The following is a 22560-nucleotide window of genomic DNA, read 5'->3' as shown; positions in this document are numbered from 1 at the left end:
GCTTACCGGATCGGGCTTTGCTCTTCGAGGTTGCTCGCGAGCAGCCCGGACCGAGGATCATGGCTCCGTCGCGACCCGTCGTCGGCTGGCGGGCGGCGCCGGCAACAGATGCCGAACCAGCCATCTGCGCACCGGCACCACGCAGCGTTCCTGCACCAGCACGCAGCTGGTGACCATGAACAGCAGGAACAGCGGATACAGCCACAGCGACAGCTGCTGGTGGGTGGCCGACTCGACGCAGAAGGCCCAATCGGCCAGGCAATCACCCGGCGCCCGGATCAATTTTTCGGTACGCGAGAACAAAGTGAACAGCGGCACGTGCAGGGCGAACAGCGACAGCGACGCCGCGCCCAGCCGTGGCGACCAGTGACGGATCAGGCTGCTGCGCGGGTCCTTGGGCATCGCGCACATCACCACCAGCACCAGCTGCGCCGGCAGCAGCAGGCCGTTGTGCAGGAGGAAGTACCAGAACTTGGCGCCGTGGGTGTAGAGGTAATCGGCGATGAAAAAATTCGCCAGCACGAAGGCGCCCATCGCCGCCAGCGTCCCTCGCCCTGGCAGGCGACCGGCATCCTTGTACTCGCGGAACAGCCCGTAGGCGAGGATCCCGCTGAGAAACTCCGGCAGGCGCAGCAGCGGGTTGCGGTGCAGCAGGCCGGTCCAGGGCATGCCGTACTGCTCGCTGGCGACCACCAGGATCGGCGGAATCAGGTAAAGCAGCCACAACACCAGCAACCAGCGCCACTTGTGCTGCAGGCGTGCCAGGCGCGGTGCGACGAAGGGGAAACAGAGGTAGAAGAAGAACAGCGTCGACAGCGACCAGAGCGGCGCATTGAAGGTCAGGTAGTACGGGTTCCAGGCCTGCATCATGGTGAGCTGGAGAATGCTGTTGAACAGCAGCTCACGGTCGCTCATCCAGTGGTGGAACAGCTCTGGCTGCAGCCGGCCAATCGCCTGGTTGGTGTCGTAGATGACGAAGCGCGGCGTCGCCTGGTCGAGGTCAGGGCCGATGCCCAGCCCGCTGACCACCAGCAGCACGCCGATGGTCAGCAGGATCGAGAAGATGTGCAGCGGGTAGAGGTTGGACAAGCGCTTGGTGAAGAAGCTGCGCGGGCTCTCGCGCAACTGCCCGTCGGTCACATAGACGTGGCAGAGCAGGAAGCCGGAAAGCACGAAGAACGTGCTGGTGGCGAAGAAGCCCAGCGCGGTGAGGTCATCCAGGCCCGCGAACTTCTGCTCGGCCGGGTAGCTGTGCAGCGTGTGGTAGATCACCACGTAAAGGCCCATCAGGAAGCGCAGCCATTCCAGCCCGATGAAACGCTCCTTCTTCTGCAACCCGTCCACGCTTCTCTCCTCTCGACTAGACGAACGGCAGCTGGACGCACTACGACATCATCGGCGGCGGTCGAGGAAGTTCACCACCAGTCGGTCCAGCGAGCCCCACAGGCGCTCGCGCAGGCGTTTCCACCAAGGGCGCGCGCGCCAGAAAGCCAGGTCGATCTCGCGGCTCTGCGCGAAGTCGGCGACCAGGCAATCGGCAACCGCCGCGGTGAAGGCCGGATCGAACGCTTCTACATTGGCCTCCAGATTGAACCGAAGGTTCCAATGATCGAAGTTGCACGAGCCGACGCTGACCCAATCATCGACCAGTACCATCTTCAGATGAAGGAAACGCGGCTGGTATTCGAAGATCTTCACCCCGGCGCGTAACAGACCGGGGTAGTAACGCTGGCCGGCGTAGCGCACCGGCGCATGGTCGGTGAGCCGCCCGGTGAGCAGCAGACGCACGTCGACGCCGCGCTGGGCCGCCTTGCGCAGCGCGCGGCGGACTTTCCAGGTCGGCAGGAAGTAAGGCGTCGCCAGCCACACCCGCTGGTGCGCGCCACGCAACGAACGCACCAGCGCCTGGAGGATGTCGCGGTGCTGCCCGGCGTCGGCATAGGCGACCCGCGCCAGCCCCTCTCCATAGTTGGGGAGCGGCGGCAGGCGGGTCAGCAGGACTTCCTCGCGGGGCTTCCAGGCGCGCACGCCAAGGCAGGCATTCCACTGCCGCTCGAAAAGACGCTGCCAGTCGCCGACGACGTGGCCGGTCATCTCCACCATCACTTCGTGCCAGTCGCTGCGATTTTCCCGCGCCGACCAGAACTCGTCGGTGGCGCCGGTGCCGCCGACATAGGCGATGCGCTCGTCCACCAACAACAGCTTGCGGTGGTCGCGGTACAGGTTGCGCAGCCCGGCCTTCCAGTTCAGCGGGTTGTAATAGCGCAGCTCGCCGCCGGCCTCCACGAACTGGCGCGACCAGGCGCTGGACAGCTTCAAGCTACCGAAGGCGTCGAACAGGCAGCGCACCTTCACACCGCGCACCAGCGCGGCCAGCAACCGGTCCAGCAACGCCTCGGCGCAACTGCCGCTTTCCACCAGGTAAAGTTCCAGTTCGATCTGCCGCCCGGCGCTGTCGATGGCTTCGAACATGCGCGGGAAGAAGCGCTCGCCATCGCAGAGCAGGGCGAAACGGTTGCCCGTCCGCCAAGGGAAGATCGGGCCGCTCACCGCGAGGCGAAGATCAGCACGGCGCCCACCGGCACCGACAGGCCGATGCTCTTCAGCCCGGCCAGTTTGCGCAGCTGCGTCACCCCCGGCGCGAGGCCGAAGTCAGCGGCGTTGATCACCAACGGCGCGAGGGTCACCACCTGAAAGCGGTGCTCGTCCAGGCGGGTGATGAGCACGTCGGTGCGGTAGTCCTTCGCCTGCCCATTCAGCTCCAGGCGCAGCGGCAAGCGCATTTCCAGCTGCACGCCGCTGGCGAGATCGGTGATCGGGCGCAGGTCGATGCGCGAGGTGATGCGCGCCTCGGGGAATTTCTCGGTGTCGAACAGCTTCTCGCGCAGACGTTCATCGCGCAGCGGGATGCCGGTACTCAGCGAGTCCATCTCGATGCGCAGCTCCACCTGCCCCTGTTCCTCCACCTTGCCGTGCATCACCAGGAAGCGGTTGACCTCGGCAATGTCGGCATTCTTGGTGGTGACGAAGGTCAGCCGCGAGGACTCGTAGTCGAGATACCAGGCAGCCTGGGCAGAAGCGGCGAAGCAGGCCGCGAAGACGAAGGCGAACAGCGAGCGCATGAAATCCCTTACATGAAATACGGATGGATCAACGGCCAACGATAGCGGCCCGCCGTCCGCTTGCAAACCGTCGAGCGGCGAGCCCATTGGGCAGGCGCCCGCGCCAATGGTTCAGTCGGCGAGCAACGCGGGAATCCCGGCCACCAGCGCATCGATGGCGCAGCGAATCTTCGACGGCATATAGCGGGTCTTGGGCCACACCGCATGGATATCCAGCGGCGGCAACCTGCAGCGTCCCTTCACCACCACCAGTTCGCCACGCTTCACGTGCCGCGCCAGCAGCCAGGTCGGCAGGCGCGCCAGGCCGAAGCCGGCAATGGCGGCGGCGGTAATGGCCTGCAGGTCGTCCATGCTCAGTTGCGGGTCCATCTCGATGCGCCTGGCGTAGCCGTCGTCGTCGCGCATGTCCCAGGGCGAGGTGACACCTGCGACGGAGTAGCTGATGGACGCGTGGCCGACAAGATCGTCGAGGTGGTCCGGCATGCCATGCTCGGCGATGTACGACGGCGCCGCGCCGATACCGGTGTACTGCACGCCCAGCTTGCGGGCGACAAGTGTGGCGCTGTCGCTCAGCGGGCCGATGCGCACGGCCAGGTCGATGCCCTCCTCCACCAGGTCGACACGGCGGTCGGTGAAGGACAGGTCGATCTTCAGCGACGGATATTGCCGCGCCAGCCCCAGCATCAGCGGCGCCACGCAGAGGTGGCCGAAGGAGATCGGCACGCTGACCCGCAAGCGCCCACGCGGCTCCAGGCGCCCGCCTTCCAGCGCGGTGTGCGCGGCGTCCAGTTCGGCCAGCGCCCGCACGCAGCTGTCGTAGAACACCTGGCCGTCGTCGGTGAGGTTCTGGCTGCGCGTGGTGCGTTGCAGCAGGCGCACGCCCAGGCGCGCCTCCAGCCGGGCGATGGCCTTGCCCACCGCCGAGCGAGTGAGGTTCAGGCGCTCCGCCGCCACGGCGAAGCTGCCGGCATCGACCACCTGGACGAAGGTGGCGATGCCATCGAGTCGGTCGTCCATAGCGCGTCCCGTTTGAATCCGGAGAAGACGCAATGATGGGACTAAATAGCACCAATGGGGAACCCTGTTCTTTTCGACAATGGTGGCTCGCCACACGGAGTCCACTCCCATGACTGCCCATCACAATCCCAGAAACCTCATCGCCCTGGCGGCGGTGTGCCTGTCCTCGATGATGTTCGGCCTGGAAATCTCCAGCGTGCCGGCCAGCCTGCCGGCCCTGGAGCGTGTCTTGCACGGCGACTTCCAGGACCTGCAATGGGTGATGAACGCTTACACCATCGCCGTCACCAGCGTGCTGATGGCCGCCGGCACCCTGGCCGACCGCTTCGGCCGCAAGCGCCTGTTCGTCATCAGCCTGGCACTGTTCGGTGCCACCTCGCTGCTCTGCGGGCTCGCGAGCGACATGCCGACCATGATCGCCGGGCGCTTCCTGCAGGGCGCCGCCGGCGGGGTCATGCTGATCTGCCAGGTGGCCGTGCTCACCAGCCAGTTCAGCGACCCGGCCGAGCGCGTGCGCGCCTTTGCCGCCTGGGGCGTGGTGTTCGGCATCGGCCTGGGCTTCGGGCCGATCGTCGGCAGCGTCATCGTCGCCCTGGCCAGTTGGCAGTGGGTGTTCCTGGTGCACGGGCCGCTTGCCCTGCTCACGCTGGCGCTGGCGCAGTACGGCGCGGTGGAATCGCGCGATCCGGACGCTGAACGGCTGGATGTCGGCGGCATGCTCACGCTGTCGCTGGCGGTACTCGGCATGGTGTATTACATCACCCAGGGCGCGGACATGGGCTTCGCCAGTCCGGCAGCGCTGGCGATCCTCCTGCTCAGCTGCGCCTGCCTGATCGCCTTCGTTCTCATCGAGCGCCGCGTTGCCCACCCGATGTTCGACTTCACGGTGCTGCGCATCCGCGCCTTCTCCGGCGCGATGTTCGCCTCGGCGGGGATGAACGTGAGCTTCTGGCCGCTGATGATCTACCTGCCGGTCTACTACCACGGCGTGCTCGGCTACGACGATGTGAAGGCCGGCTGGTCGCTGCTCGCGTACACCCTGCCGACACTGGTGGTGCCGCCGATTGCCGAGCGCCTGGCGCATCGCTTCCAGCCCGGCTGGGTGATCCCCGGCGGGATGTTCGTGATCGGCGCCGGCTTCTTCCTGATGCTCTGGGGCTCCAGCATGGACCACGCCAGCTGGCTGACTCTGCTGCCCGGCTGCGTGCTGGCCGGTGTCGGCCTGGGGATGACCAATACCACGGTGACCAACACCTCCACCGCCGCCGTGCCCGCCGCCCGCGCCGGCATGGCCTCGGGCATCGACATGAGCGCGCGGATGATCTCCCTGGCGATCAATATCGCGGTGATGGGGCTGATCCTGCTCTGGGGCGTCGCTGCTGCGTTACAAGGCGTGGACGGCAGCGAGCAGCTGCAACTGGCGGCGAGCATCGCCAGCGGGCGATTGGGCACGGACGATCCGGACGGCGCCCGCGCAGCACTGACTCAAGGTTTCGGCTGGGTGTTCGGCTACGGCGGAGTCAGCGCCTGGCTGTTCGCGTTGGGCAGCTTCCTGACCTTCGGCGCACATCGAGCGGCGCGGCCTAGACTGGAGGCTGTTCGATCCTGAATCAGAGGAGCCACGCCATGAAGACCATCCTGCTGCTCACCTTCGTGCTCATCGGCGCTTCCAGTTGCAGCGTGGGTTCCGGGTTTCGCTTCCAGCACGAGGTGCCGGCGATTGCGGCGTGGGCTTGAGACCGACCGTCTTCGCGATTGGCGCTGTGCCGTGCGGTTCGCGAGCAAGTTCGCTCCTACGAAAAGCCACATATCTCGGCATGGCTCTGGCTCTGGCTCTGGCACTTGAAGACTTCCAGATAAACCTCAGCGCACTCCGAACGGCCCCGTTCAGGAGGCCTCGTTGAATCGGAGTTTCAGGGGTTGAGCGACATGGATGTCGCGAGAGCGCTGTCGGGCCAGGGATGGCCCGTCAGCGCGGCCCCTGAAACTTCGCTTCAACGAGGGAATTTTTCGCCTAAGCGAAAAACCGGATGTCCGGGGCAAGACCTTTTGGTTCCTTTTGGGAGGGCGGCTATCCGACGTTTGCCAAAAGGGACTCGCCCGAGGGGGCGAAACAAGAAGTCCGCGCGCACGCCGAAGCGGCGCAGAAATCCCCAAGCCAACGCAGCAATACAGGACCAACATCGGAGCTGAGGAAGGCGCCGGCCCTGCCGGCGGATCGCGGGCAGGGCCCGCTCCTACAGGGTCATGGCGTGCGTATCACGGCGCCTGCTTGATCACCTGGCTGAACCCCAGCACCGCGAATACCGGCACCTCAGGGGTGATGGAAGGCACGTTGGCGACTTCCTTGAGCGGCTCGAGCTTTTCTTCAAGGTCGAAGTCGATCAGCTTGAGCACCAGCGGCTCCAGGGTCGTCACTTCGATGCGGGTCTCGCTGGGGCGGCTGACCAGCACCTCGGACTTGAGCCGGCGCTGCTGGCCATGCAGGTCGAGGTTGAAGTCGATGGTTTCCTGGCGCGACTGGCCGACCTGCAGGTCCTCGTAACGGCTCAGGTCGAGCTGGCTGCTGATGATCGCCTCGGGGAAGCGCTCGATCTCGAAAAAGGAATTGCGCATGCGCTCGTCGCGCAGCGCCAGGCCGCTGTCGATGGACTCCAGCGGCACCACCACGCGCACCGCGCCCTTGTCGTCGATCTGCCCGGAGAGGCGGTCGAAGCGCTGCACCTCCGCCATCTTGCCGCGCTTGACCGAGACGAAGCTGATCCGCGAAGTGTCGCCGTCCAGTTGCCATTCGGCCAGCGCAAAGGGGCTCGTCAGCACGAGCAATATACACATCAGGTAACGCATTGATCCTCCGAAGCGGGCCGCCCCGCTCCGTGGAACGCGCCCGTCAGTGGCTGCCCGATTCGGGCAAGTCATCCGCCTGGGGCATCAGTTGGCATCCCTCGCGCGCACCGAGCCAGGCGGCTGTCTGCGTACTTCCGAGGCCGCGGGCGGTCACCCGCTTGCGCGCTTCGTCGTCGAGGAAGGCGCTGGTCGGCACGTACTGCCTGGTATAGGCCCGGCAATAGTCCGCCGAGTTCCCCATAACGTAGCGGCAGGAGCAGTATTCCTTGGCGGTATAGGCGCCGATGATGCCGGGGAACGCGGCGAGATGGACACGGTTCTGCCAGGCCGTGGTCACCAGGGCGAGAAGCAGCAGGACCAGGGCGGTGAGGATCGGATGACGGCGGATCATGGCTGCACCTCCCCGTGGGCGAAGGCCGCCTGGGCAAGCTTGAGGAAGGCGTCGTGCTGGTAGCTGCCGTCGCGGTCGTCGGCGTAGCGGACGATCACCAGCTTCTGTTCGGGGATGACGTACAGCGCCTGGCCCCAGTGGCCGAGCGCGGCGAAGGTGTCCTCGGGCGCATCCGGCCAGGGCGCGGGCGCGCCGGCCACTGGGCGGTTGAGCCACCATTGGCCGCCGGGCACCGCCTCATTGGGTTTCTTCGGATCGGGCTGGTACTCCGGGAACGGTGCGAGGACGAACTTCAGCCAGTCCTGTGGCAGTAGCTGGTGGTCCTTCCAGCGTCCGCCGCGTTCCATCAGCAGCCCGATGCGCGCCAGGTCGCGGGCGGTCATGTAGGCGTAGGAGGAACCGACGAAGGTACCGCTGGCATCACGCTCCCAGACCGCGGACTGGATGCCCAGCGGATCGAACAGCGCGCTCCAGGGGTAGTTCGCGTAGTCCTTGCCGACCATCTGCTTGAGCGTGGCGGACAACACGTTGCTATCGCCGCTGGAGTAGCGGAAGCGCTTGCCCGGCCCGGCGTCGGCGGGGAAGCCGGCGGTGAACTTCGCCATGTCATCGCGGCCACGGGTGTAGAGCATCGCCACCACCGAGGAACGCACCGGTGCGTACTCGTACTCTTCCTGCCAGGCCAGGCCCGAGGCCCAGTGCAGCAGGTCGCGCATCTTGATGCCGGGGTGCTCTGCGAAGGCCGGGTAATGCTGGGCGACCGGGTCGTCGAGCTGGAACCTGCCCTCGCCGAAGGCCACGCCAAGCACGCTGGCCATCACGCTCTTGCTCATCGACCAGGCCAGGTGCGGAGTTTCGGCACGGGTCGGGCCGGCGTAGCGCTCGTAGATCAGTTGGCCATCGCGGATGACCACCACGGCGTCGGTGCGCACGCCCTTGCGGGTGGCGTCGTCGCGGGTAGGGAAGGCGTAGTTCTCGAATTCCTGCACGGCGGCGCCGCTGGGCGTTGCGCCATGGGGCCAGTCGGCCTCGGGCCAGGTTTCGGCGCCGTGGGCGTGGCTGCTCAGCAGGCAGGTGGCCAGGGCCAGCGCACGCAGCGCGGGGCGGAAGGGAGTAAAGGGCATCGGCGGGCCTCTTGTTATCAGGTCGGCCCGCACCCTAGCACGGTGAAGATGACGGATTAAGCGCCGATCGTGCCGTAATCAAGGACGATTGGCGCAATCGGTCAGCACGGAGCCTGTCAGCGTGGCACCTGGTAGTCGTCCGCCCCCATCAGGTCCATGCCGCACTGCAGGTCGGCGATCCAGTCGAGGAAGCCACCGATCATGGCCTTGCCCACAAAGGGCCGCCCGTGCTGCGGGACGATCATCTCGATATCCAGGCCGCGAACCATGTTGGCCCACAGCCGGCCGACCTTGTTCGAGGCCATGTAGCGGCGGTGGAAGCCTTCCATGTGCGGTACGTGGGCGGCGAAATCCTGCACCGGGCTGGCGTCGTCCACCAGGGAGGCGCCCATGTCGCCGGAGAAGAGAATCTTGCTGACCGGGTCATAGACCTGGAAGTTGCCCACGGAGTGGAGGAAGTGCGCGGGGATCATCTTCAACTGGCAACGGCCCAGTTGCACCGACTCGCCACGGTCCGGCAACGGGATCACGCGGTCGTAGGTGGAGATGCCGTGGCTGACCGCCAGGTAGCTCGCCGTGAGATGCGGCAGGAAGCGCGCCCAGAGCTTGGAGCAGATCACCTTGGCGCGGGTGTGCAGCAACCACTTGTCCAGCGCGGCGATGATGTCCGGATCCTGGTGCGAGGCGAAGATGTAGTCGAGGTCCTGCAGCGGGAACAGCTTGGAGAGTTCCAGGGACAGCGGGGTGTAGGTCAGGTCGCCGCCCGGATCGAGCAGCAGGCGCTTGTCGTGATCGACGATGAGGAACTGGTTGGATTGCACACCATCGCCACTGACCAGATCGTCGAAACACAGGCATTGGTGTTTACCGTCGTCGAACAGCACGATGGGTTCGCGTCGCATGAGGGGATTTCCTAAAGCAGTGGGAGGGGAAAACAGTGGGTAGCCCTGCGGAAATTTCTTGGTATCTCAGAAATTTCCGTAAGGCTAACGTCCCCTCCCCCAGCCCTCACTGACGTGGGTCAAGGCCTATTGCCACCCTCGCTTTCTCCAGTCGCTTGGCCCGTGCGGCACCGGCGATGGCGAGCACGCCCTTGTCCCGTTTCCACACCGCTGCCAGCTCCGGATCACCAGACGCAAAAGCGGCATCCAGTGCAGCGGCAAGACCTTCGAACAGGCTGAATACGCCGGCCAGCAGCAGGTGCGTTTCCGCCAGCGAAGCGGGTTGCCGGCTGACCTCCGCACACCCGGCAAGCACGCCGGTCAGGCGCAGCACCAGCTCCGCCGGCCACTGGTGTTCCACGGCCAGGCCATAGAGCCAGGCGCACACCGCCGCCAGCACATGGGTGTCTTCCAGGGTTCGGAAAGGTTTGCTGTAGGCCTCCCAGCCATCGCCAGGCAGGCGTTCGCAATGGGCACCGTCAAGCAGCAGGCGGGCGTGTGGGATGTCGGGCATCAGCGGCAGGGCCGGCAGCGCTTCCAGCTTCGCGCCGGGGGCGCCGGCCTGCACTACGGTCATGGCGATGCGCGGCGGCTCGCCGTCCTCTTCGTCGCGCGCGGCAACCAGCCACCAGGCGGCGCTATCGGCGGCCGTGGCGAAATCCTTGCGGCCGTGCAGCACCAGCCCTTCGAGGCGGGTCTGCAGGTCGGCGGGGCGCACGCTCTTCTTCTCGGTCACGCACAACGCGCCCAGGCTGCGCGGCGCAGCCGGCCAGAGGGCGCGCAGCGCCGCCTGGTAGCCGGCGAGGAAGGCCAGCCCCGGCGAAGTCGCCAGTCGGCCGCCGAGCACCGCCAGTTCGAAGCTGCCGACACACCCTGCGCGAGAGAGCAGTTCGGCGTACCAGTCGTCCAGCGGCAGGCCGGGTGTTAACCGGTCCTGCGGGCCGAGCAGGCATTTCCAGGGCATCGCGGCGCTCCTTCCTTCGAGGTCGTTGTTCTTGTCATACAAGCATCACCGCACCGTCATGGGCGTGACACCGGTCATTTCTAGCCTGAGCTTGCACAACAAAGCCGACCGGCCGCAACCCGCATGGCCGGTTCACGGAGGCACTCGCATGAGTCAGATCGCCCTCTCCTGTGACACCCCGGCAGAACGCCGTCTCAAGGCCGTGCGTCTGCGCGGCGCCCGCGCCCTGCGCGAAGCCCAGGCCCTGCGCTACCGCGTGTTCAGCAGCGAGTTCGATGCCCGGCTCAAGGGCGCGGACCAGGGCCTGGACATGGATGACTACGACCGCCACTGCGCCCACATCGGCGTGCGCGACCTCAACACCGGCGCGCTGGTGGCCACCACCCGCCTGCTCGACCACCGCGCCGCCCGGCGCCTGGGCCGTTTCTACAGCGAAGAGGAATTCGCCCTCGACGGCCTTGGCGAACTGCAGGGGCCGGTGCTGGAAATCGGCCGCACCTGCGTCGACCCGGACTACCGCAACGGCGGCACCATCGCGGTGCTCTGGAGCGAGCTGGCCGAAGTGCTCAACGAAGGCGGCTACCGCTACCTGATGGGCTGCGCCAGCATCCCCATGCGCGACGGCGGCATCCAGGCTCGCGCGGTGATGCAGCGCCTGCGCGACCGCTACCTGTGCCAGCAGAACCTGCGTGCCGAGCCCAAGACGCCCCTGCCGCCGATGGATGTGCCGGACAACCTCACCGCCGAATTGCCGCCGTTGCTCAAGGCCTATATGCGCCTGGGCGCGAAAATCTGTGGCGAACCCTGCTGGGACCCGGACTTCGGCGTCGCCGACGTGTTCATCCTGCTCAAGCGCGACGAGCTCTGCCCGCGCTACGCCCGCCACTTCAAGGCCGCAGTCTGATGCGCAGCCTGCGCGCCTGGCTGCGCGTAGTCCGCCTGCTGTCATTGCTGCTGGTCGGCCTCGCGCTGGCCAGCTTCGTCAGCCTGCTGGAGCGCCTGCCCGGCGACCGCATGCCGCTGCGCCAGCGTCTCACGCGCTGGTTCCTGGCGCGACTGTCCGGCGCCCTGCCCTTCGAGCTGAAGGTGTACGGCGAGTTGCCCGCGCAGCCGATGCTGTGGGTCTCCAACCATGTGTCCTGGGTCGATATTCCGCTGCTGGGAGGGCTGCTGCCGCTGACCTTCCTGTCCAAGGCCGAGGTACGCCAATGGCCCGTCGCCGGCTGGCTGGCGGAAAAGGCCGGCACGCTGTTCATCCGCCGGGGTTCTGGAGATTCGCGGATGATCAATGCACAGCTGGCCACGCACCTGTCACGCGGCCGCTCGCTGCTGGTCTTTCCCGAAGGCACCACCACCGATGGCCAGGGGCTGCGCACCTTCCACGGTCGGTTGATGGCCAGCGCCATCGAGGCCGGCGTGCCGGTGCAGCCGGTGGCGCTGCGTTATCGCCGCAACGGGCAGGCATGCGAACTGGCGCCGTTCATCGGTGACGATGATCTGGTCAGCCACCTCAAGCGTCTGTTCGCCCACGATCGGGGAATCGTGGAAATCCACCTGCTGCCGGCGCTGTCCAGCGCGCACCAGGACCGCAACCTGCTGGCCAGACAGGCGCATGCCGCGATTCAAGCAGTGGTGTGTGACGTTCAGGAAGAGTCGGCCATCGCGGCCTGAGATGTGCCAGTAAAGCGGCAGGGAAAGCGAAGAAGGTTTGGAGCCCGCCGTAACCTACGGCCGACGGGTTCCCACTCTGACGAAACGGCTTTCAAACTGCGCCGGGCGGCACCCTCGAGCCGCCCGACGCAGCCTGAAAACAGTCTCCAGGCGCCGAAGGCTCAAGCCTCCGGCGGCACGACCAGGATGTCACAATCCAGTTCGCGCAGAGCGTAGTCGGCAACACTGCCGATCAGGGCACGCTTGATTCCGCCCATACCCCGAGTCCCCATGACCAGCAGATCGGGCCGATGCTTGTCGACCATCCGCTGCAACACGTTGCCCGGCAGCCCGACGGCCACCAGTTGTTCATCGATGCGTTCCTCCAGGTGACGCTCGTGGAGGAACTTCTTCAGCTCATCCACCGCCTGGCGCGATTCGCTGCCGACGAATTCGTCGATGCGCTCCTCGCTCACTCCGGAGTATTGCATCATGCCCTTGGCCAGCGGGCTGAAAGCGTAGACACCCCGGCGCACGGCGCCTTCGAGCAGGCCCAGTTCATCGGCCACTTCCACCGCGTGGGCAGAGGCCGGCGAGGTATCGAGGGCTATCAGCAGGTCGCGGTACTCGCCGCCGGCCGGCTGGTTGACCACCAGCACCGGCAGTTGCCCGGCACGCAGTACTCGCTCCACCGTGGTGCCGACGAAGATGTCGCGCAGCACGCTCTTGCGGTGCGCGCCCATCACCAGCATCTCGCAGGCCTGCTTCTTCGCCGCGGCGAGGATCTGTTGATTCGGATCGCCGCGCTCCACCAGCAGTTTCGGGCAGCTGCCGCCCAGTTCGGTGAGCTCCACCAGCCGTGCTTCCAGCATCAGGCGTACCTGGGTGACCTCCTGCTCGACCAGCGCCGAAGGCTGGTCTTCGTCGACCACGTAGAGCACGGTCCAGGGGCAGGCGTAGCGCTTGGCGAGCGCTGCCGCACGGTGCAAAGCCTTTTCGGAACGGCCGGACAGATCCGTTGCGACCATTAACGACTTCATCATGCTGCTCCTCTCGTCGTCCTTCAGATGTGTCTATTGCACACGCTATGGGCCGCCGGGCGGTTGACGCATATCAAGTCAGGCCGGACCGTCAATCGATTTCGGCGGGTTTCTGACGAACTCCTGAAGTTCGGGATAGAACTCACGGAAGTCGCCACTCAATGGCTCGTAAAGACGATCCAGCTCCTCCCAGGCGCCATCCAGCAGGGACGGCCGCGACAGGCGTCGAGACATGCCGGAGACAACCTCCTGCAACACCTCGAACTGCCGATAACTGCCGAGCCAGTCCTGCGCGGCCATGCGCGGTGCAATGCGCGCCAAACGCTCGGGCAGGCCGGGCGTGCGGCCCAGTACACCGTAGACCCGCTGGGTGAAGTGCTCCAGCGGCTCACCGGAGAATCGTCCCCAGTCGCGGGCCAGGCAGTGGTCGAAGAACACGTCCAGAAGTACGCCGGCCATGCGCCGACGCTCGCTGGGGAAACGCGCCTTGGCACTGTGTATCAAGGCGTGACTGTCGGTGAAGGCGTCGATGCGCCGGTGCAGGCGGATGCCGGCTTCGATCTCGGCGGGCCACTGGCCGGCAAGCGGCCCCTTGACGAAGTCGCCATAGAGGCTGCCGAGCAGTTGGGCGGGCCGGTCGCCGCCCAGGTGAAGGTGCGCGAGATAGTTCATGCCGATCAGCTTAGCGCGGAACCGTGGCCAACCTGAAAACACCATGCCGCTCCTCCGCAAAGCTCTTAGCAGGAGCGCCCCTCTCCCCCGCCCTCTCCCTGAAGGGAGAGGGAGCTGAACGTGCCAGCTGAAACCGTGGAGGCATCCTGCTCCGAACGGTCCCCTCTCCCTTCAGGGAGAGGGTTAGGGAGAGGGATACGCTTGGCACGGCGCCCCAGGAGAGAAGGTTGCTCCTCCGGACGCCCTTGCACGCTTACTATCACGGGTGTCGATCATTACTATCGCGCCAAACGAATTCATATCGTTTTTGACCGATATATAGTTCGTCCCAACGCGATATACCGATGTGCCCCATGACTGAACAACCCACTCTCGATCCTGGCATCGACCTCGACGAAATCTTCAAGGCCCTGGCCCATCCGGTGCGGCGCGACATGCTGCATTGGCTAAAGGACCCGGAGCGCTACTTCGTCGAGCAGGAGCACCAATCCTTCGAGATCGGCGTCTGCGCCGGCAAGTTCGACCAGCGCACCGGTCTATCGCAATCCACCGTTTCCGCGCATCTGGCCACCCTCCAGCGCGCGGGCCTGGTGACCAGTCGAAAAGTCGGCCAGTGGAACTTCTTCAAACGCAATGAAGAGACCATCCAGGCCTTTGTTCGCCACCTGAGCGAAGCGCTTTAACCGGCTACTGCCAGCCAAGACAATCCCATTCTCCAGGAGCAGGCGCATGCCCACTTCGCTTCTCGTCCTCGCTTTGTCCGCGTTTGCCATCGGCACCACGGAATTCGTGATCATGGGCCTGCTGCCCGAGGTCGCGGGCGATCTCTCCGTGAGCATCCCCGCCGCCGGCTGGCTGGTCAGCGGCTATGCCTTCAGCGTCGCCATCGGCGCGCCGATCATGGCCCTGCTCACCGCCCGCCTGCCGCGCAAGACCGCGCTGCTGATGCTCATGGGCATCTTCATCCTCGGCAACCTGCTCTGCGCGGTGGCCGCCAACTACGGCCTGCTGATGCTGGCGCGGATCATCACCGCACTGTGCCACGGCGCCTTCTTCGGCATCGGCTCGGTGGTCGCCGCCAGCCTGGTGCCGGCCAATCGCAAGGCGTCCGCCGTGGCGCTGATGTTCACCGGCCTGACCCTGGCCAATGTGCTCGGCGTACCGGCCGGCACCGCGTTGGGCCAGATCGCGGGCTGGCGCTCGCCGTTCTGGGCGGTCACCTTGATCGGCGTGTTCGCGCTGATCGGTCTGTGGAGCGTGCTGCCGAAGAGGCACGATGAAGAAGCTGTAGACATGCGCAAGGAAGTCGCCGCGCTGCGCAACGGTCCGCTGTGGCTGGCGCTGGGCACCACGGTGCTGTTCTCCGCCGCCGTCTTCGCGTTGTTCACCTATGTCGCACCGCTGTTGGGCGAAGTCACCCAGGTCTCGCCGCGCGGCATCACCTGGAGCCTGGTGCTGATCGGCCTTGGCCTGACCCTGGGCAACATCCTCGGCGGCCGCCTCGCCGACTGGCGCCTGGGCACGACCCTGGCCGGCGTGTTTGCCACCATGGCGCTGGTTTCCACCGTCCTGAGCTGGACCAGCGCTTCGCTGATTCCGGCCGAGATCACCCTCTTTATCTGGGCCGCTGCCGCCTTCGCTGCGGTGCCGGCCCTGCAGGTCAACGTGGTCCGTGTCGGCGGTGCCGCACCCAACCTCGTCGCCACCCTGAACATCGGCGCCTTCAACGTCGGCAACGCCATCGGTGCGTGGGTCGGCGGCAGCGTCATCGACCACGGCCTGGGCCTGACCCGCGTGCCGCTGGCCGGCGCCGTGCTCTCCGTACTCGCGCTGATCGCGGTGATGATCGCCTTCAGCAGCAAGCCCAACCAGACGCAACCCGTCCTCGATTGATCCTCCACCCTCACGCCCCGGAGTAACGCAATGACCACGCTTTTCGACCCCATCGTCATCGGTGACCTGGAACTGCCCAACCGTATCGTCATGGCCCCGCTGACCCGCTGCCGCGCCGACGAAGGCCGAGTGCCGAACGCGCTGATGGCCGAGTACTACACCCAGCGCGCCGACGCCGGCCTGATCCTCAGCGAGGCCACCTCGGTGACCCCGATGGGGGTGGGCTACCCGGACACCCCCGGCATCTGGTCCGAAGACCAGGTCCGCGGCTGGACCAACGTTACCAAAGCCGTGCACGCCAACGGCGGCCGCATCATGCTGCAGCTGTGGCACGTGGGCCGCATCTCCGACCCGCTCTACCTGAACGGTGAAACCCCGGTAGCGCCGAGTGCCATCAAGCCGGCCGGTCACGTCAGCCTGGTGCGTCCGATCAAGGAGTTCGTCACCCCGCGCGCCCTGGAAACCGAAGAGATCGCCGACATCGTCGAGGCCTACCGCCAGGGCGCCGAGAACGCCAAGGCCGCCGGTTTCGACGGCGTGGAAATCCACGGTGCCAACGGCTACCTGCTCGACCAGTTCCTGCAGAGCAGCACCAACCAGCGCACCGACCAGTACGGCGGTTCCATCGAGAACCGCGCCCGCCTGCTGCTGGAAGTCACCGACGCCGCCATCGAGGTGTGGGGCGCCGGCCGCGTTGGCGTGCACCTGGCGCCGCGCATGGACTCCCACGACATGGGCGACGCCGACCCGCTGGCCACCTTCGGCTACGTAGCCCGCGAACTGGGCAAGCGTGGCGTGGCGTTCATCTGCACCCGCGAGAAAGCCGCTGACGACAGCATCGGCCCGAAACTGAAGGAAATCTTCGGCGGCGTGTACATCGCCAACGAGCGCTTCACCCAGGAAACCGCCACCCAGTGGCTGGAGAGCGGCAAGGCCGACGCAGTGGCCTTCGGCATCCCGTTCATCGCCAACCCTGACCTGGTGACCCGCCTGCAGAAAGGCGCCGCCTGGAACGAGCCGCACCCGGAAACCTTCTATGCCAAGGGCCCGGTCGGCTACCTGGACTACCCGCGCCTGTAAGCGCCGGTAGCAGCGCCAACGAAAAAGGCGCCTTCTTGCAGGCGCCCTTTTCCACTCCGGTGCCTACCTGTAGGGCGCCTAACGCCTCAGGCGTTATCCGCCATTGCGGCGGATAACCCGTTCCGGGTTATGCGCCCTACGTAAAACTCCAGCGCAGCGGCGCAACAGTGCTTCTCGACGACAACCGATACCCCGTCGTCGAGCATCGCGTCACCTCCGCACAGCCCTTGCAACTCCCGCAGGCCGCTGGCTCAGGGGCAACCTTTTCCACCACGCCCATCGCCAGCAGCCGCTCCAGCAATGCTTCGAGCAGCGCCTTGGAAGCACCCAGGCGCCGGGCCAGGGTCGGTACATCCGCCTCGCCCATTTCGCCGAGCAGGTTGCGCACTGCGATTGCCGTGGCCATCAGTGGCAGCTCCCCGCCGGGGCCGAACGCAGGTCACGCTCGCCGTCCAACTCCAGACCGCGCCGGCCGACCCAGCGCAGGATCAGGAACAGCCCCAGGTTGAACGCCAGCACCAGGCCGATGGCCACCGTGCTGTACTGCGGATGCTCGGCGAAGCTGAACACCTGGTAGCAGAGGGTCGCCAGCGAGTAGGCCACGTTGAGGCCCCAGAACACGGCAAAGGTCATCCAGCCGCGACCGCTCTCGCGGGTCAGTGCGCCCAGGGTCGCCACGCAGGGCACGTAGAGCAGCACGAACACCAGATAGCTGTAGGCGGCCAAGGGACTACCGAACTTGGCTGCGAAGGTGCCCATGGAGCCCTCCTCCATCTCGCCGTCGGCCATGCTCGCGGCCACCGGGTTGGCCAGCACGCTTAGGCTGAACGAGTCGCGAAGGCCATCCAGCGTGTCCACTCCGGCCTGTTTCAGCTGGCCCCAGAGGTCGTAGCCGTCGGCATCGAAGGCTTCGCCCTGGATGTGCTCGGCGGTGTAAAGGGTGTTCAACGTGCCGACCACCACTTCCTTGGCCAGCGCGCCGGTGACCAGGCCGACCGTGGCCTGCCAGTTGTCCTCGTGCACGCCCATGGGTTTGAGCAGCGGCGTGACCTTGTGGCTGAGACTGGACAGGGCCGAGTCGGCGATGTCGCCCTGCACCGGACGACCGTCGAGGGTGACGCTGTTCAGGCCGCCAATCACCAGGCTGACCAGGATGATCACGGTGCCGGCGCGGACGATGAAGGCGCGCAGGCGCGTCCAGGTCTGCAGCAGCAGGCTGCGCAGGTGCGGCACGTGGTACAGCGGCAGTTCCATGACGAAGGGCGAGGCCTCGCCGCGCATCAGCGTGTGCTTGAGCAGCAGGCCGGTCAGCACCGCCACGACTATGCCCAGCAAGTACAGCGAGAAGATCGCCAGCGCGCCGTTCTGGCCGAAGAAGGCCGCGGCGAACACGGCGAAGATCGCCAGCCGCGCGCCGCAGGACATGAACGGCGCCATCATCGAAGTCATCAGGCGTTCGCGCGGGTTATCCAGGGTGCGGGTGCCCATGATTGACGGCACGTTGCAGCCGAAGCCGACGATCAGCGGCACGAAGGATTTGCCCGGCAGGCCGAGGGCCTGCATCAGGCGGTCCATGACGAAGGCCGCGCGGGCCATGTAGCCGGAGTCTTCCAGCAGGGCGAGGAACAGGTACATCAGGCCTATCTGCGGGATCAGCGGCAGCACCGCGTTGATGCCGCCGCCCAGGCCCTGGGCCAGCAGCGCGGTCAGCCAGTCCGGCGCGCCAGTACGGGCGCCCAGCCACTGGATGCCGTCGATGAAGAGTGCAGAGGAGCCCTGGTCGAAGATTGGCTGCAGCGCTCCGCCCAGGGTGATGGCGAAGAAGAACATCAGGTACATGACGAACAGGAACACCGGGATGCCCAGCCAGCGGTTCAGCGCGACGTGGTCGAGCATCTGGGTCAGGCGGTGCGGCGAGGCTTCGCGGTGGTTGCTGGCGCGCTCGCAGAGGTCGCCGATCAGCCGGTAGCGCGCATCCACCAGCAGCAGTTCCGGGTCCTCTCCACAGGCGCAGCGGATTGCATCGCGCGCGGCCAGCAGGCTCGCCGGGTCGAGCTTGAGCTGGCGGGCGCTGTGCAGGTCGCCTTCCAGCGCCAATAAAGCCATCCACGCCTGAGTTGGCGGCGCATCCGTTGGCAGCAGCTGAGTAACGGCGTTGCGCAGTGCTGCGGGATACGGCACCTGCAAGGGAGGCTGGGCACCCACGGCATCGATGGCGTCCTTCAGCGCGTCGATGCCTTCGCCCCGAGTCGACACCAGCGGCACCACCGGGCAACCCAGCTCTCGCGCCAGCGCCTCGCGATCGATGTTCAGGCCCTGGGTGCGAGCGATGTCGAGCATGTTCAGCGCCACCACGCAGGGCAGGCCCATCTCGCGCAGCTGCACGGTGAGGTAGAGGTTGCGTTCCAGGTTGGTGGCGTCCACCACGTTGACCAGCACCTCCACCTCGCCATCGACGATGCAGCGCCGGGCGATCTGCTCGTCCAGCGAGGCCTGGGTCGACAGCGTGGTCAGCGAATAGGTGCCGGGCAGGTCCACCAGGCGCACGTTGTGCCGCGCAGTGCGGAAGCTGCCTTCCTTGCGCTCCACGGTGACGCCAGCCCAGTTGCCCACCCGCTGGCGCGAGCCGGTGAGCTGGTTGAACAGAGTGGTCTTGCCCGCATTGGGGTTGCCGATCAGGCCGATGCGCAGTTCGTCCATGAGGGATCAGTCCTGCGCTTCGAGCTGGAGGAAAGCCAGGTCGCGGCGGCGCAGCACCAGGCTGCACTGGCGGGTATCGACCTGCACCGGGTCGCCCAGCGGCGCCACGCGGCGCACCCTCAATTCGGCGCCAGGTAACAGCCCCATGGAAAACAGCCGCTGGCGGAAGGCAGCACCGATCCCGGGCCGGTAGGCCGCGATGCGGTACCGGCGGTGCGCTTGAAGATCGTGCATGGGGTAGCCTCCGGAGGAATGAGCGAACAAAGAGAGAATCGGAATAACTCTCATTTGTTTGCGATTATTCGCCTCGAAGCCGGTCCTGAAACTGATTCAAGACAAGAATTGCCATCACTACCCCAAAAGAGGGATGGCCAACAAAAAGCCCCCGGACCTTTCGGTGCGAGGGCTTTTCAGGTGTGGCGGGTCAGCGGGCGCTGAGTTGCTGCTGGAGGTTCTGTACCTGCTGCTGCAGGGTATTGATGTTGCGCATCACCTGGATGCGAAACACGTCGAACTCCTTGGTATCGTTGCTGGCCTGGCCCTGGCGGCCGTCGACCTCGGCCCGCAGCAGCATCAGGTCATCCTGCATGCTCTTGATCGCCTGACTCTGGTTGCCCTGCTTCTTCAGGTTGGCGATCTCGGTGTTCAGCGCCTGGATCTGCTGGTTGGCGGCGGCCAGATCAGCCTGCACGTTCTTGAACTTGGCCTGCTCGTCGGTGATGGACTTGAGCTTGACGTCGAGCTGCGACATCAGCAGCGCGGCGCTTTCCTGCTGGGCCTTGAGATCGGCGCTGACCTGCGCCAGGCGCTTGCCCTGGGCGCCATCGAACTCCGACAGCGAGGCCTGCTGCATCTTGGCCTGCTCGGCGAGACGCGCCTGCAGCTGCTTGACCTGCAGCTTGAGCGCCTCACGGTCGGACATGACGTTGGATTCATTGGCGACGAACTTGCCGCGGATGTCATCCAGGCGACCGGCGGCTTCCTCGCTGATCTTGGCGAAGCTTTCCTGGGTGGCGATCAGTTGCTGTTCCATTAGCATCAATTGCTGGTGGCTCCACCAGCCGACACCCGCCAGCGCGATGGCCATGGCCGCGACCAGCGCCCACAGCGCTCCGGTCCCGCCGCCACGCTTCACCGGCTGGCGCACGGGGCGCCCGCTGGGTTCGACCACGCGGCGCGGGTGATGTCCGAACTCGTCGCGGTCGGCGGCGTCGGTGGACAGGTGGGGCACATCATCGAATTCGTCGAACGTGTCGTTACGCATGGAATGAACCTGTGGGGATAAAGCGGCGTGTTGCCTGCGCAAGGCGCAGTATATCCGTTCGCGTGACGCTTCAGGGCAGCGTGCCATCACAGGGCGTCACGCACCTCGTCGGCGCACAGAAGACCCGTGACGGAGGTCGCAGTTCCCCAGGCGACCCGCCAATAGTGGCTTTGCGACATCGTGGCACGCCCCTTGCTCCCGCTCCTGGCACTTGGCGCCGCTCTGGCGCCCTTCGCGGGGGAGGAAGTCGGGTGATCGAACTCAACAAGGCCATCCTGGATTGCATGCGTGAACTGCGTCGCCGCCTGCGTGAAGAACAGGCACTGGAAATCCATTACCAGCAGAGCGACGCCATCGAGCGAATGCTGCGCGCCTGCACCGACTCAGCATGCGAAGAAACGCGCCAGCTGGGCGAACGCCTCGGCGAGCTGAGCGGTGTGAAGCTGCCCCGCATGGTGCAGGAGCCGAGCTTCCTGCCGATGCAGGGCGCTGGCGAGCAACAGTATTCAGGGCCGTTGCGTGGCGGTGCGCGCCCTGCGCGCTGAGGCCGCGATGCTTCCGTAGGAGCGGAGCTTCTCCGCGATCACCGCGGTAGCGGTGCCATCCTGCACCACCGGCCTGACGGCCGGTTCGCGGATAAGATCCGCTCCTACGGTTCAGCGGTTCAGCGGTTCAGCGGTTCAGCGGTTCAGCGGTTCAGCGGTTCAGCGAGCCTGAGTCAGGCTTCGCGCAACCGCCACCAGTCGCAGAACTCGTCCAGCGCATCCCACAGGCTGTTCTGCGGGTCGTAGTCGAGGTACTGGCGGGCGCGGGAGATGTCCAGGGAGAAGTCCTTGGCCATGACCGCCATGCCCAGGCGATGCAGGGTCGGCTCCGGGCGGCCCGGCAGGAGCTTGCACACGCTCTCGTTGAGCAGCGCCAGGTTATAGGCGAGGGCGTAGGACATGTGCCGCTCCACCGGCTGCATGTCCAGTCGGCGCAGCACATAGTTGACCACGTCCCACAGTGGCAGCGGCTGGCCATTGCTGATGTTGTAGGCCTGGCCGAGCGCCTCGTCCCCCCCCATCAGGCTGGCGAACAGCGCGTCGTTGAGGTTCTGGATACTGGTGAAATCCACCTTGTTCAGGCCCTGACCGATGATTCGCAGGCGGCCCTTGCGGTGCGCGGCGATCATCCGCGGGAAGATGCTGGTGTCGCCGGCGCCGGTGACGAAGCGCGGACGCAGCGCCAGCACTTCCAGACCGAACTCCTGGGCACCGAGGGCGACCAGTTCGGACTGGTACTTGGTCGAGCCATAGTGGTTGGCGAAGCGCTTGGGCACCTGCTGCTCGGTGATACCGACATGGGACTGGCCATCGAAGTAGATCGACGGCGACGACAGGTGTACCAGGCGGCGCACCTTCTGCTTCAGGCACGCCTCGACGATGGACTCGGTCATCACCACGTTGGCCTGGTGGAAGTAATCGTGGCTGCCCCATACACCCACCGCGCCGGCGCAATGCACCACGGCGTCGACATCGCGGCACAGCGCACGCACCAGCGCCGGGTCCGACAGGTCGCCAGCCATGAACTCGGCACCGCGCGCCACCAGCGGCTGCAACGATTCTTCGCGCCGTCCGTTCACCCGTACCGCCAGCCCCTGCTCCAGGGCAAAACGGGCGAAACGCCCGCCAATGAACCCGCTGGCTCCGGTGACCAGAATCTTCATGCACGCCACTCCTGTTCTTGTAATGCGGCGACTCTAGCAGGCACCGCACCGCACCACCCTGGCCTTGTACGCCAGAAACGAATCCTTGCAGACCGCGCCGCCGCGCCAGGGTTGCACGACTTGCGATCGGCGACATGCCCGGGGCGG

General features: G+C 66.0%; 23 protein-coding genes. 7 read left to right on the top strand and 16 right to left on the bottom strand.

The genetic code is table 11. From position 1 onward, the window contains the following. Window positions 1-57: 57 nt before the first annotated feature. From C167_RS0118010 to C167_RS0117995, 4 genes are all read right to left on the bottom strand, one after another. Window positions 58-1344, bottom strand: coding sequence for an acyltransferase family protein (locus tag C167_RS0118010; RefSeq protein ID WP_017519686.1), 1287 nt, complete (start codon window positions 1342-1344; stop codon window positions 58-60). Window positions 1345-1392: 48 nt separating this feature from the next. Next, the gene (locus tag C167_RS0118005) at window positions 1393-2550 is read right to left on the bottom strand and encodes a phospholipase D-like domain-containing protein (protein ID WP_017519685.1); all 1158 of its coding nucleotides are present in this window, start codon (window positions 2548-2550) and stop codon (window positions 1393-1395) included. Then, window positions 2547-3122, bottom strand: coding sequence for a YceI family protein (locus tag C167_RS0118000; RefSeq protein ID WP_017519684.1), 576 nt, complete (start codon window positions 3120-3122; stop codon window positions 2547-2549). The genes C167_RS0118005 and C167_RS0118000 overlap by 4 nt, the downstream gene beginning before the upstream one ends. 111 nt (window positions 3123-3233) lie before the next feature. Next, window positions 3234-4139, bottom strand: coding sequence for a LysR family transcriptional regulator (locus C167_RS0117995; RefSeq protein ID WP_017519683.1), 906 nt, complete (start codon window positions 4137-4139; stop codon window positions 3234-3236). A 109-nt stretch (window positions 4140-4248) separates the two neighbouring features. Here C167_RS0117995 and C167_RS0117990 point away from each other — a divergent pair, with 109 nt between their 5' ends. Beyond that, the gene (locus C167_RS0117990; RefSeq protein ID WP_017519682.1) at window positions 4249-5748 is read left to right on the top strand and encodes an MFS transporter; all 1500 of its coding nucleotides are present in this window, start codon (window positions 4249-4251) and stop codon (window positions 5746-5748) included. Window positions 5749-6398: 650 nt separating this feature from the next. Here the strand turns inward: C167_RS0117990 and C167_RS0117980 are convergent. The 5 genes from C167_RS0117980 to C167_RS0117960 all read right to left on the bottom strand — a co-directional run bounded on the left by C167_RS0117980 (window position 6399) and on the right by C167_RS0117960 (window position 10406). Then, a complete protein-coding gene (locus C167_RS0117980; protein WP_419146528.1) occupies window positions 6399-6974 on the bottom strand; it encodes a YceI family protein in 576 nt (191 codons plus the stop codon). 55 nt (window positions 6975-7029) lie between these two features. Further along, window positions 7030-7377, bottom strand: coding sequence for a hypothetical protein (locus tag C167_RS0117975; RefSeq protein ID WP_017519679.1), 348 nt, complete (start codon window positions 7375-7377; stop codon window positions 7030-7032). Further along, window positions 7374-8501, bottom strand: a complete 1128-nt coding sequence (locus C167_RS0117970; RefSeq protein WP_017519678.1) for a serine hydrolase domain-containing protein — start codon at window positions 8499-8501, stop codon at window positions 7374-7376. Before C167_RS0117970 ends, C167_RS0117975 begins: the two co-directional genes overlap by 4 nt. Window positions 8502-8617: 116 nt before the next feature. Then, complete coding sequence (locus C167_RS0117965) at window positions 8618-9403, bottom strand: MBL fold metallo-hydrolase (protein ID WP_017519677.1); 786 nt, start codon at window positions 9401-9403, stop codon at window positions 8618-8620. Between the two features lie 106 nt (window positions 9404-9509). Further along, window positions 9510-10406, bottom strand: coding sequence for an acyl-CoA dehydrogenase family protein (locus C167_RS0117960; protein ID WP_017519676.1), 897 nt, complete (start codon window positions 10404-10406; stop codon window positions 9510-9512). A gap of 148 nt (window positions 10407-10554) precedes the next feature. On the opposite strand from C167_RS0117960, the gene olsB reads away from it, so the two are divergent. Both olsB and C167_RS0117950 read left to right on the top strand, forming a co-directional pair. After that, window positions 10555-11310, top strand: coding sequence for an L-ornithine N(alpha)-acyltransferase (olsB, locus tag C167_RS0117955; protein WP_017519675.1), 756 nt, complete (start codon window positions 10555-10557; stop codon window positions 11308-11310). Beyond that, a complete protein-coding gene (locus tag C167_RS0117950) occupies window positions 11310-12077 on the top strand; it encodes a lysophospholipid acyltransferase family protein (RefSeq protein ID WP_017519674.1) in 768 nt (255 codons plus the stop codon). The genes olsB and C167_RS0117950 overlap by 1 nt, the downstream gene beginning before the upstream one ends. A gap of 161 nt (window positions 12078-12238) precedes the next feature. Here the strand turns inward: C167_RS0117950 and C167_RS0117945 are convergent, their stop codons facing one another. Next, window positions 12239-13099 (bottom strand): universal stress protein, encoded by an 861-nt coding sequence (locus C167_RS0117945; RefSeq protein ID WP_235154331.1) that lies wholly within the window; start codon window positions 13097-13099, stop codon window positions 12239-12241. 75 nt (window positions 13100-13174) lie between these two features. Further along, the gene (locus C167_RS0117940) at window positions 13175-13768 is read right to left on the bottom strand and encodes an ACP phosphodiesterase (protein ID WP_026079137.1); all 594 of its coding nucleotides are present in this window, start codon (window positions 13766-13768) and stop codon (window positions 13175-13177) included. Between the two features lie 353 nt (window positions 13769-14121). On the opposite strand from C167_RS0117940, the gene C167_RS0117935 reads away from it, so the two are divergent. Genes C167_RS0117935 through C167_RS0117925 form a run of 3 tightly spaced genes read left to right on the top strand, consistent with a single transcriptional unit; the run spans window position 14122 to window position 16741 of the window. Then, entirely contained in the window at window positions 14122-14451 is a 330-nt protein-coding gene (locus tag C167_RS0117935; protein WP_017519671.1) for an ArsR/SmtB family transcription factor, read from the top strand. A gap of 46 nt (window positions 14452-14497) precedes the next feature. Then, on the top strand, window positions 14498-15661 hold the full coding sequence (locus tag C167_RS0117930; protein WP_017519670.1) for an MFS transporter: 1164 nt from the start codon (window positions 14498-14500) through the stop codon (window positions 15659-15661). A gap of 30 nt (window positions 15662-15691) precedes the next feature. Then, window positions 15692-16741, top strand: coding sequence for an alkene reductase (locus tag C167_RS0117925; RefSeq protein WP_017519669.1), 1050 nt, complete (start codon window positions 15692-15694; stop codon window positions 16739-16741). Window positions 16742-16877: 136 nt separating this feature from the next. Here the strand turns inward: C167_RS0117925 and C167_RS0117920 are convergent, their stop codons facing one another. From C167_RS0117920 to C167_RS0117905, 4 genes are all read right to left on the bottom strand, one after another. Continuing rightward, window positions 16878-17147: a FeoC-like transcriptional regulator gene (locus C167_RS0117920; protein ID WP_017519668.1), complete on the bottom strand. Its 270-nt coding sequence runs from the start codon at window positions 17145-17147 to the stop codon at window positions 16878-16880. Continuing rightward, window positions 17147-19441: a Fe(2+) transporter permease subunit FeoB gene (feoB, locus tag C167_RS0117915; RefSeq protein WP_017519667.1), complete on the bottom strand. Its 2295-nt coding sequence runs from the start codon at window positions 19439-19441 to the stop codon at window positions 17147-17149. Before feoB ends, C167_RS0117920 begins: the two co-directional genes overlap by 1 nt. Before the next feature lie 6 nt (window positions 19442-19447). After that, a complete protein-coding gene (gene feoA / locus C167_RS0117910) occupies window positions 19448-19675 on the bottom strand; it encodes a ferrous iron transporter A (protein ID WP_017519666.1) in 228 nt (75 codons plus the stop codon). Between the two features lie 190 nt (window positions 19676-19865). Continuing rightward, window positions 19866-20705 carry a hypothetical protein gene (locus C167_RS0117905; RefSeq protein ID WP_017519665.1) on the bottom strand — a complete coding sequence of 280 codons (840 nt, stop codon included), beginning with the start codon at window positions 20703-20705 and terminating at the stop codon, window positions 19866-19868. 254 nt (window positions 20706-20959) lie between these two features. On the opposite strand from C167_RS0117905, the gene C167_RS0117900 reads away from it, so the two are divergent. After that, window positions 20960-21250 (top strand): hypothetical protein, encoded by a 291-nt coding sequence (locus tag C167_RS0117900; protein ID WP_026079136.1) that lies wholly within the window; start codon window positions 20960-20962, stop codon window positions 21248-21250. A gap of 173 nt (window positions 21251-21423) precedes the next feature. Here the strand turns inward: C167_RS0117900 and C167_RS0117895 are convergent, their stop codons facing one another. Beyond that, window positions 21424-22413 carry an NAD-dependent epimerase/dehydratase family protein gene (locus C167_RS0117895; protein WP_017519663.1) on the bottom strand — a complete coding sequence of 330 codons (990 nt, stop codon included), beginning with the start codon at window positions 22411-22413 and terminating at the stop codon, window positions 21424-21426. Window positions 22414-22560: the final 147 nt, after the last annotated feature.

The organism is Pseudomonas nitroreducens TX1, from assembly GCF_000313755.1.
GTDB classification, from domain to species: domain Bacteria; phylum Pseudomonadota; class Gammaproteobacteria; order Pseudomonadales; family Pseudomonadaceae; genus Pseudomonas; species Pseudomonas nitroreducens_A.
This window is presented reverse-complemented; position numbering and strand designations above follow the sequence as displayed.

Coding starts and splice junctions, on each gene's coding strand:
- C167_RS0118000 (WP_017519684.1), bottom strand. CDS start 3,122: ATGCGCTCGCTGTTCGCCTTCGTCTTCGCGGCCTGCTTCGCCGCTTCT.
- C167_RS0117995 (WP_017519683.1), bottom strand. CDS start 4,139: ATGGACGACCGACTCGATGGCATCGCCACCTTCGTCCAGGTGGTCGAT.
- C167_RS0117990 (WP_017519682.1), top strand. CDS start 4,249: ATGACTGCCCATCACAATCCCAGAAACCTCATCGCCCTGGCGGCGGTG.
- C167_RS0117980 (WP_419146528.1), bottom strand. CDS start 6,974: ATGTGTATATTGCTCGTGCTGACGAGCCCCTTTGCGCTGGCCGAATGG.
- C167_RS0117975 (WP_017519679.1), bottom strand. CDS start 7,377: ATGATCCGCCGTCATCCGATCCTCACCGCCCTGGTCCTGCTGCTTCTC.
- C167_RS0117970 (WP_017519678.1), bottom strand. CDS start 8,501: ATGCCCTTTACTCCCTTCCGCCCCGCGCTGCGTGCGCTGGCCCTGGCC.
- C167_RS0117965 (WP_017519677.1), bottom strand. CDS start 9,403: ATGCGACGCGAACCCATCGTGCTGTTCGACGACGGTAAACACCAATGC.
- C167_RS0117960 (WP_017519676.1), bottom strand. CDS start 10,406: ATGCCCTGGAAATGCCTGCTCGGCCCGCAGGACCGGTTAACACCCGGC.
- olsB (WP_017519675.1), top strand. CDS start 10,555: ATGAGTCAGATCGCCCTCTCCTGTGACACCCCGGCAGAACGCCGTCTC.
- C167_RS0117950 (WP_017519674.1), top strand. CDS start 11,310: ATGCGCAGCCTGCGCGCCTGGCTGCGCGTAGTCCGCCTGCTGTCATTG.
- C167_RS0117945 (WP_235154331.1), bottom strand. CDS start 13,099: ATGATGAAGTCGTTAATGGTCGCAACGGATCTGTCCGGCCGTTCCGAA.
- C167_RS0117940 (WP_026079137.1), bottom strand. CDS start 13,768: ATGAACTATCTCGCGCACCTTCACCTGGGCGGCGACCGGCCCGCCCAA.
- C167_RS0117935 (WP_017519671.1), top strand. CDS start 14,122: ATGACTGAACAACCCACTCTCGATCCTGGCATCGACCTCGACGAAATC.
- C167_RS0117930 (WP_017519670.1), top strand. CDS start 14,498: ATGCCCACTTCGCTTCTCGTCCTCGCTTTGTCCGCGTTTGCCATCGGC.
- C167_RS0117925 (WP_017519669.1), top strand. CDS start 15,692: ATGACCACGCTTTTCGACCCCATCGTCATCGGTGACCTGGAACTGCCC.
- C167_RS0117920 (WP_017519668.1), bottom strand. CDS start 17,147: ATGGCCACGGCAATCGCAGTGCGCAACCTGCTCGGCGAAATGGGCGAG.
- feoB (WP_017519667.1), bottom strand. CDS start 19,441: ATGGACGAACTGCGCATCGGCCTGATCGGCAACCCCAATGCGGGCAAG.
- feoA (WP_017519666.1), bottom strand. CDS start 19,675: ATGCACGATCTTCAAGCGCACCGCCGGTACCGCATCGCGGCCTACCGG.
- C167_RS0117905 (WP_017519665.1), bottom strand. CDS start 20,705: ATGCGTAACGACACGTTCGACGAATTCGATGATGTGCCCCACCTGTCC.
- C167_RS0117895 (WP_017519663.1), bottom strand. CDS start 22,413: ATGAAGATTCTGGTCACCGGAGCCAGCGGGTTCATTGGCGGGCGTTTC.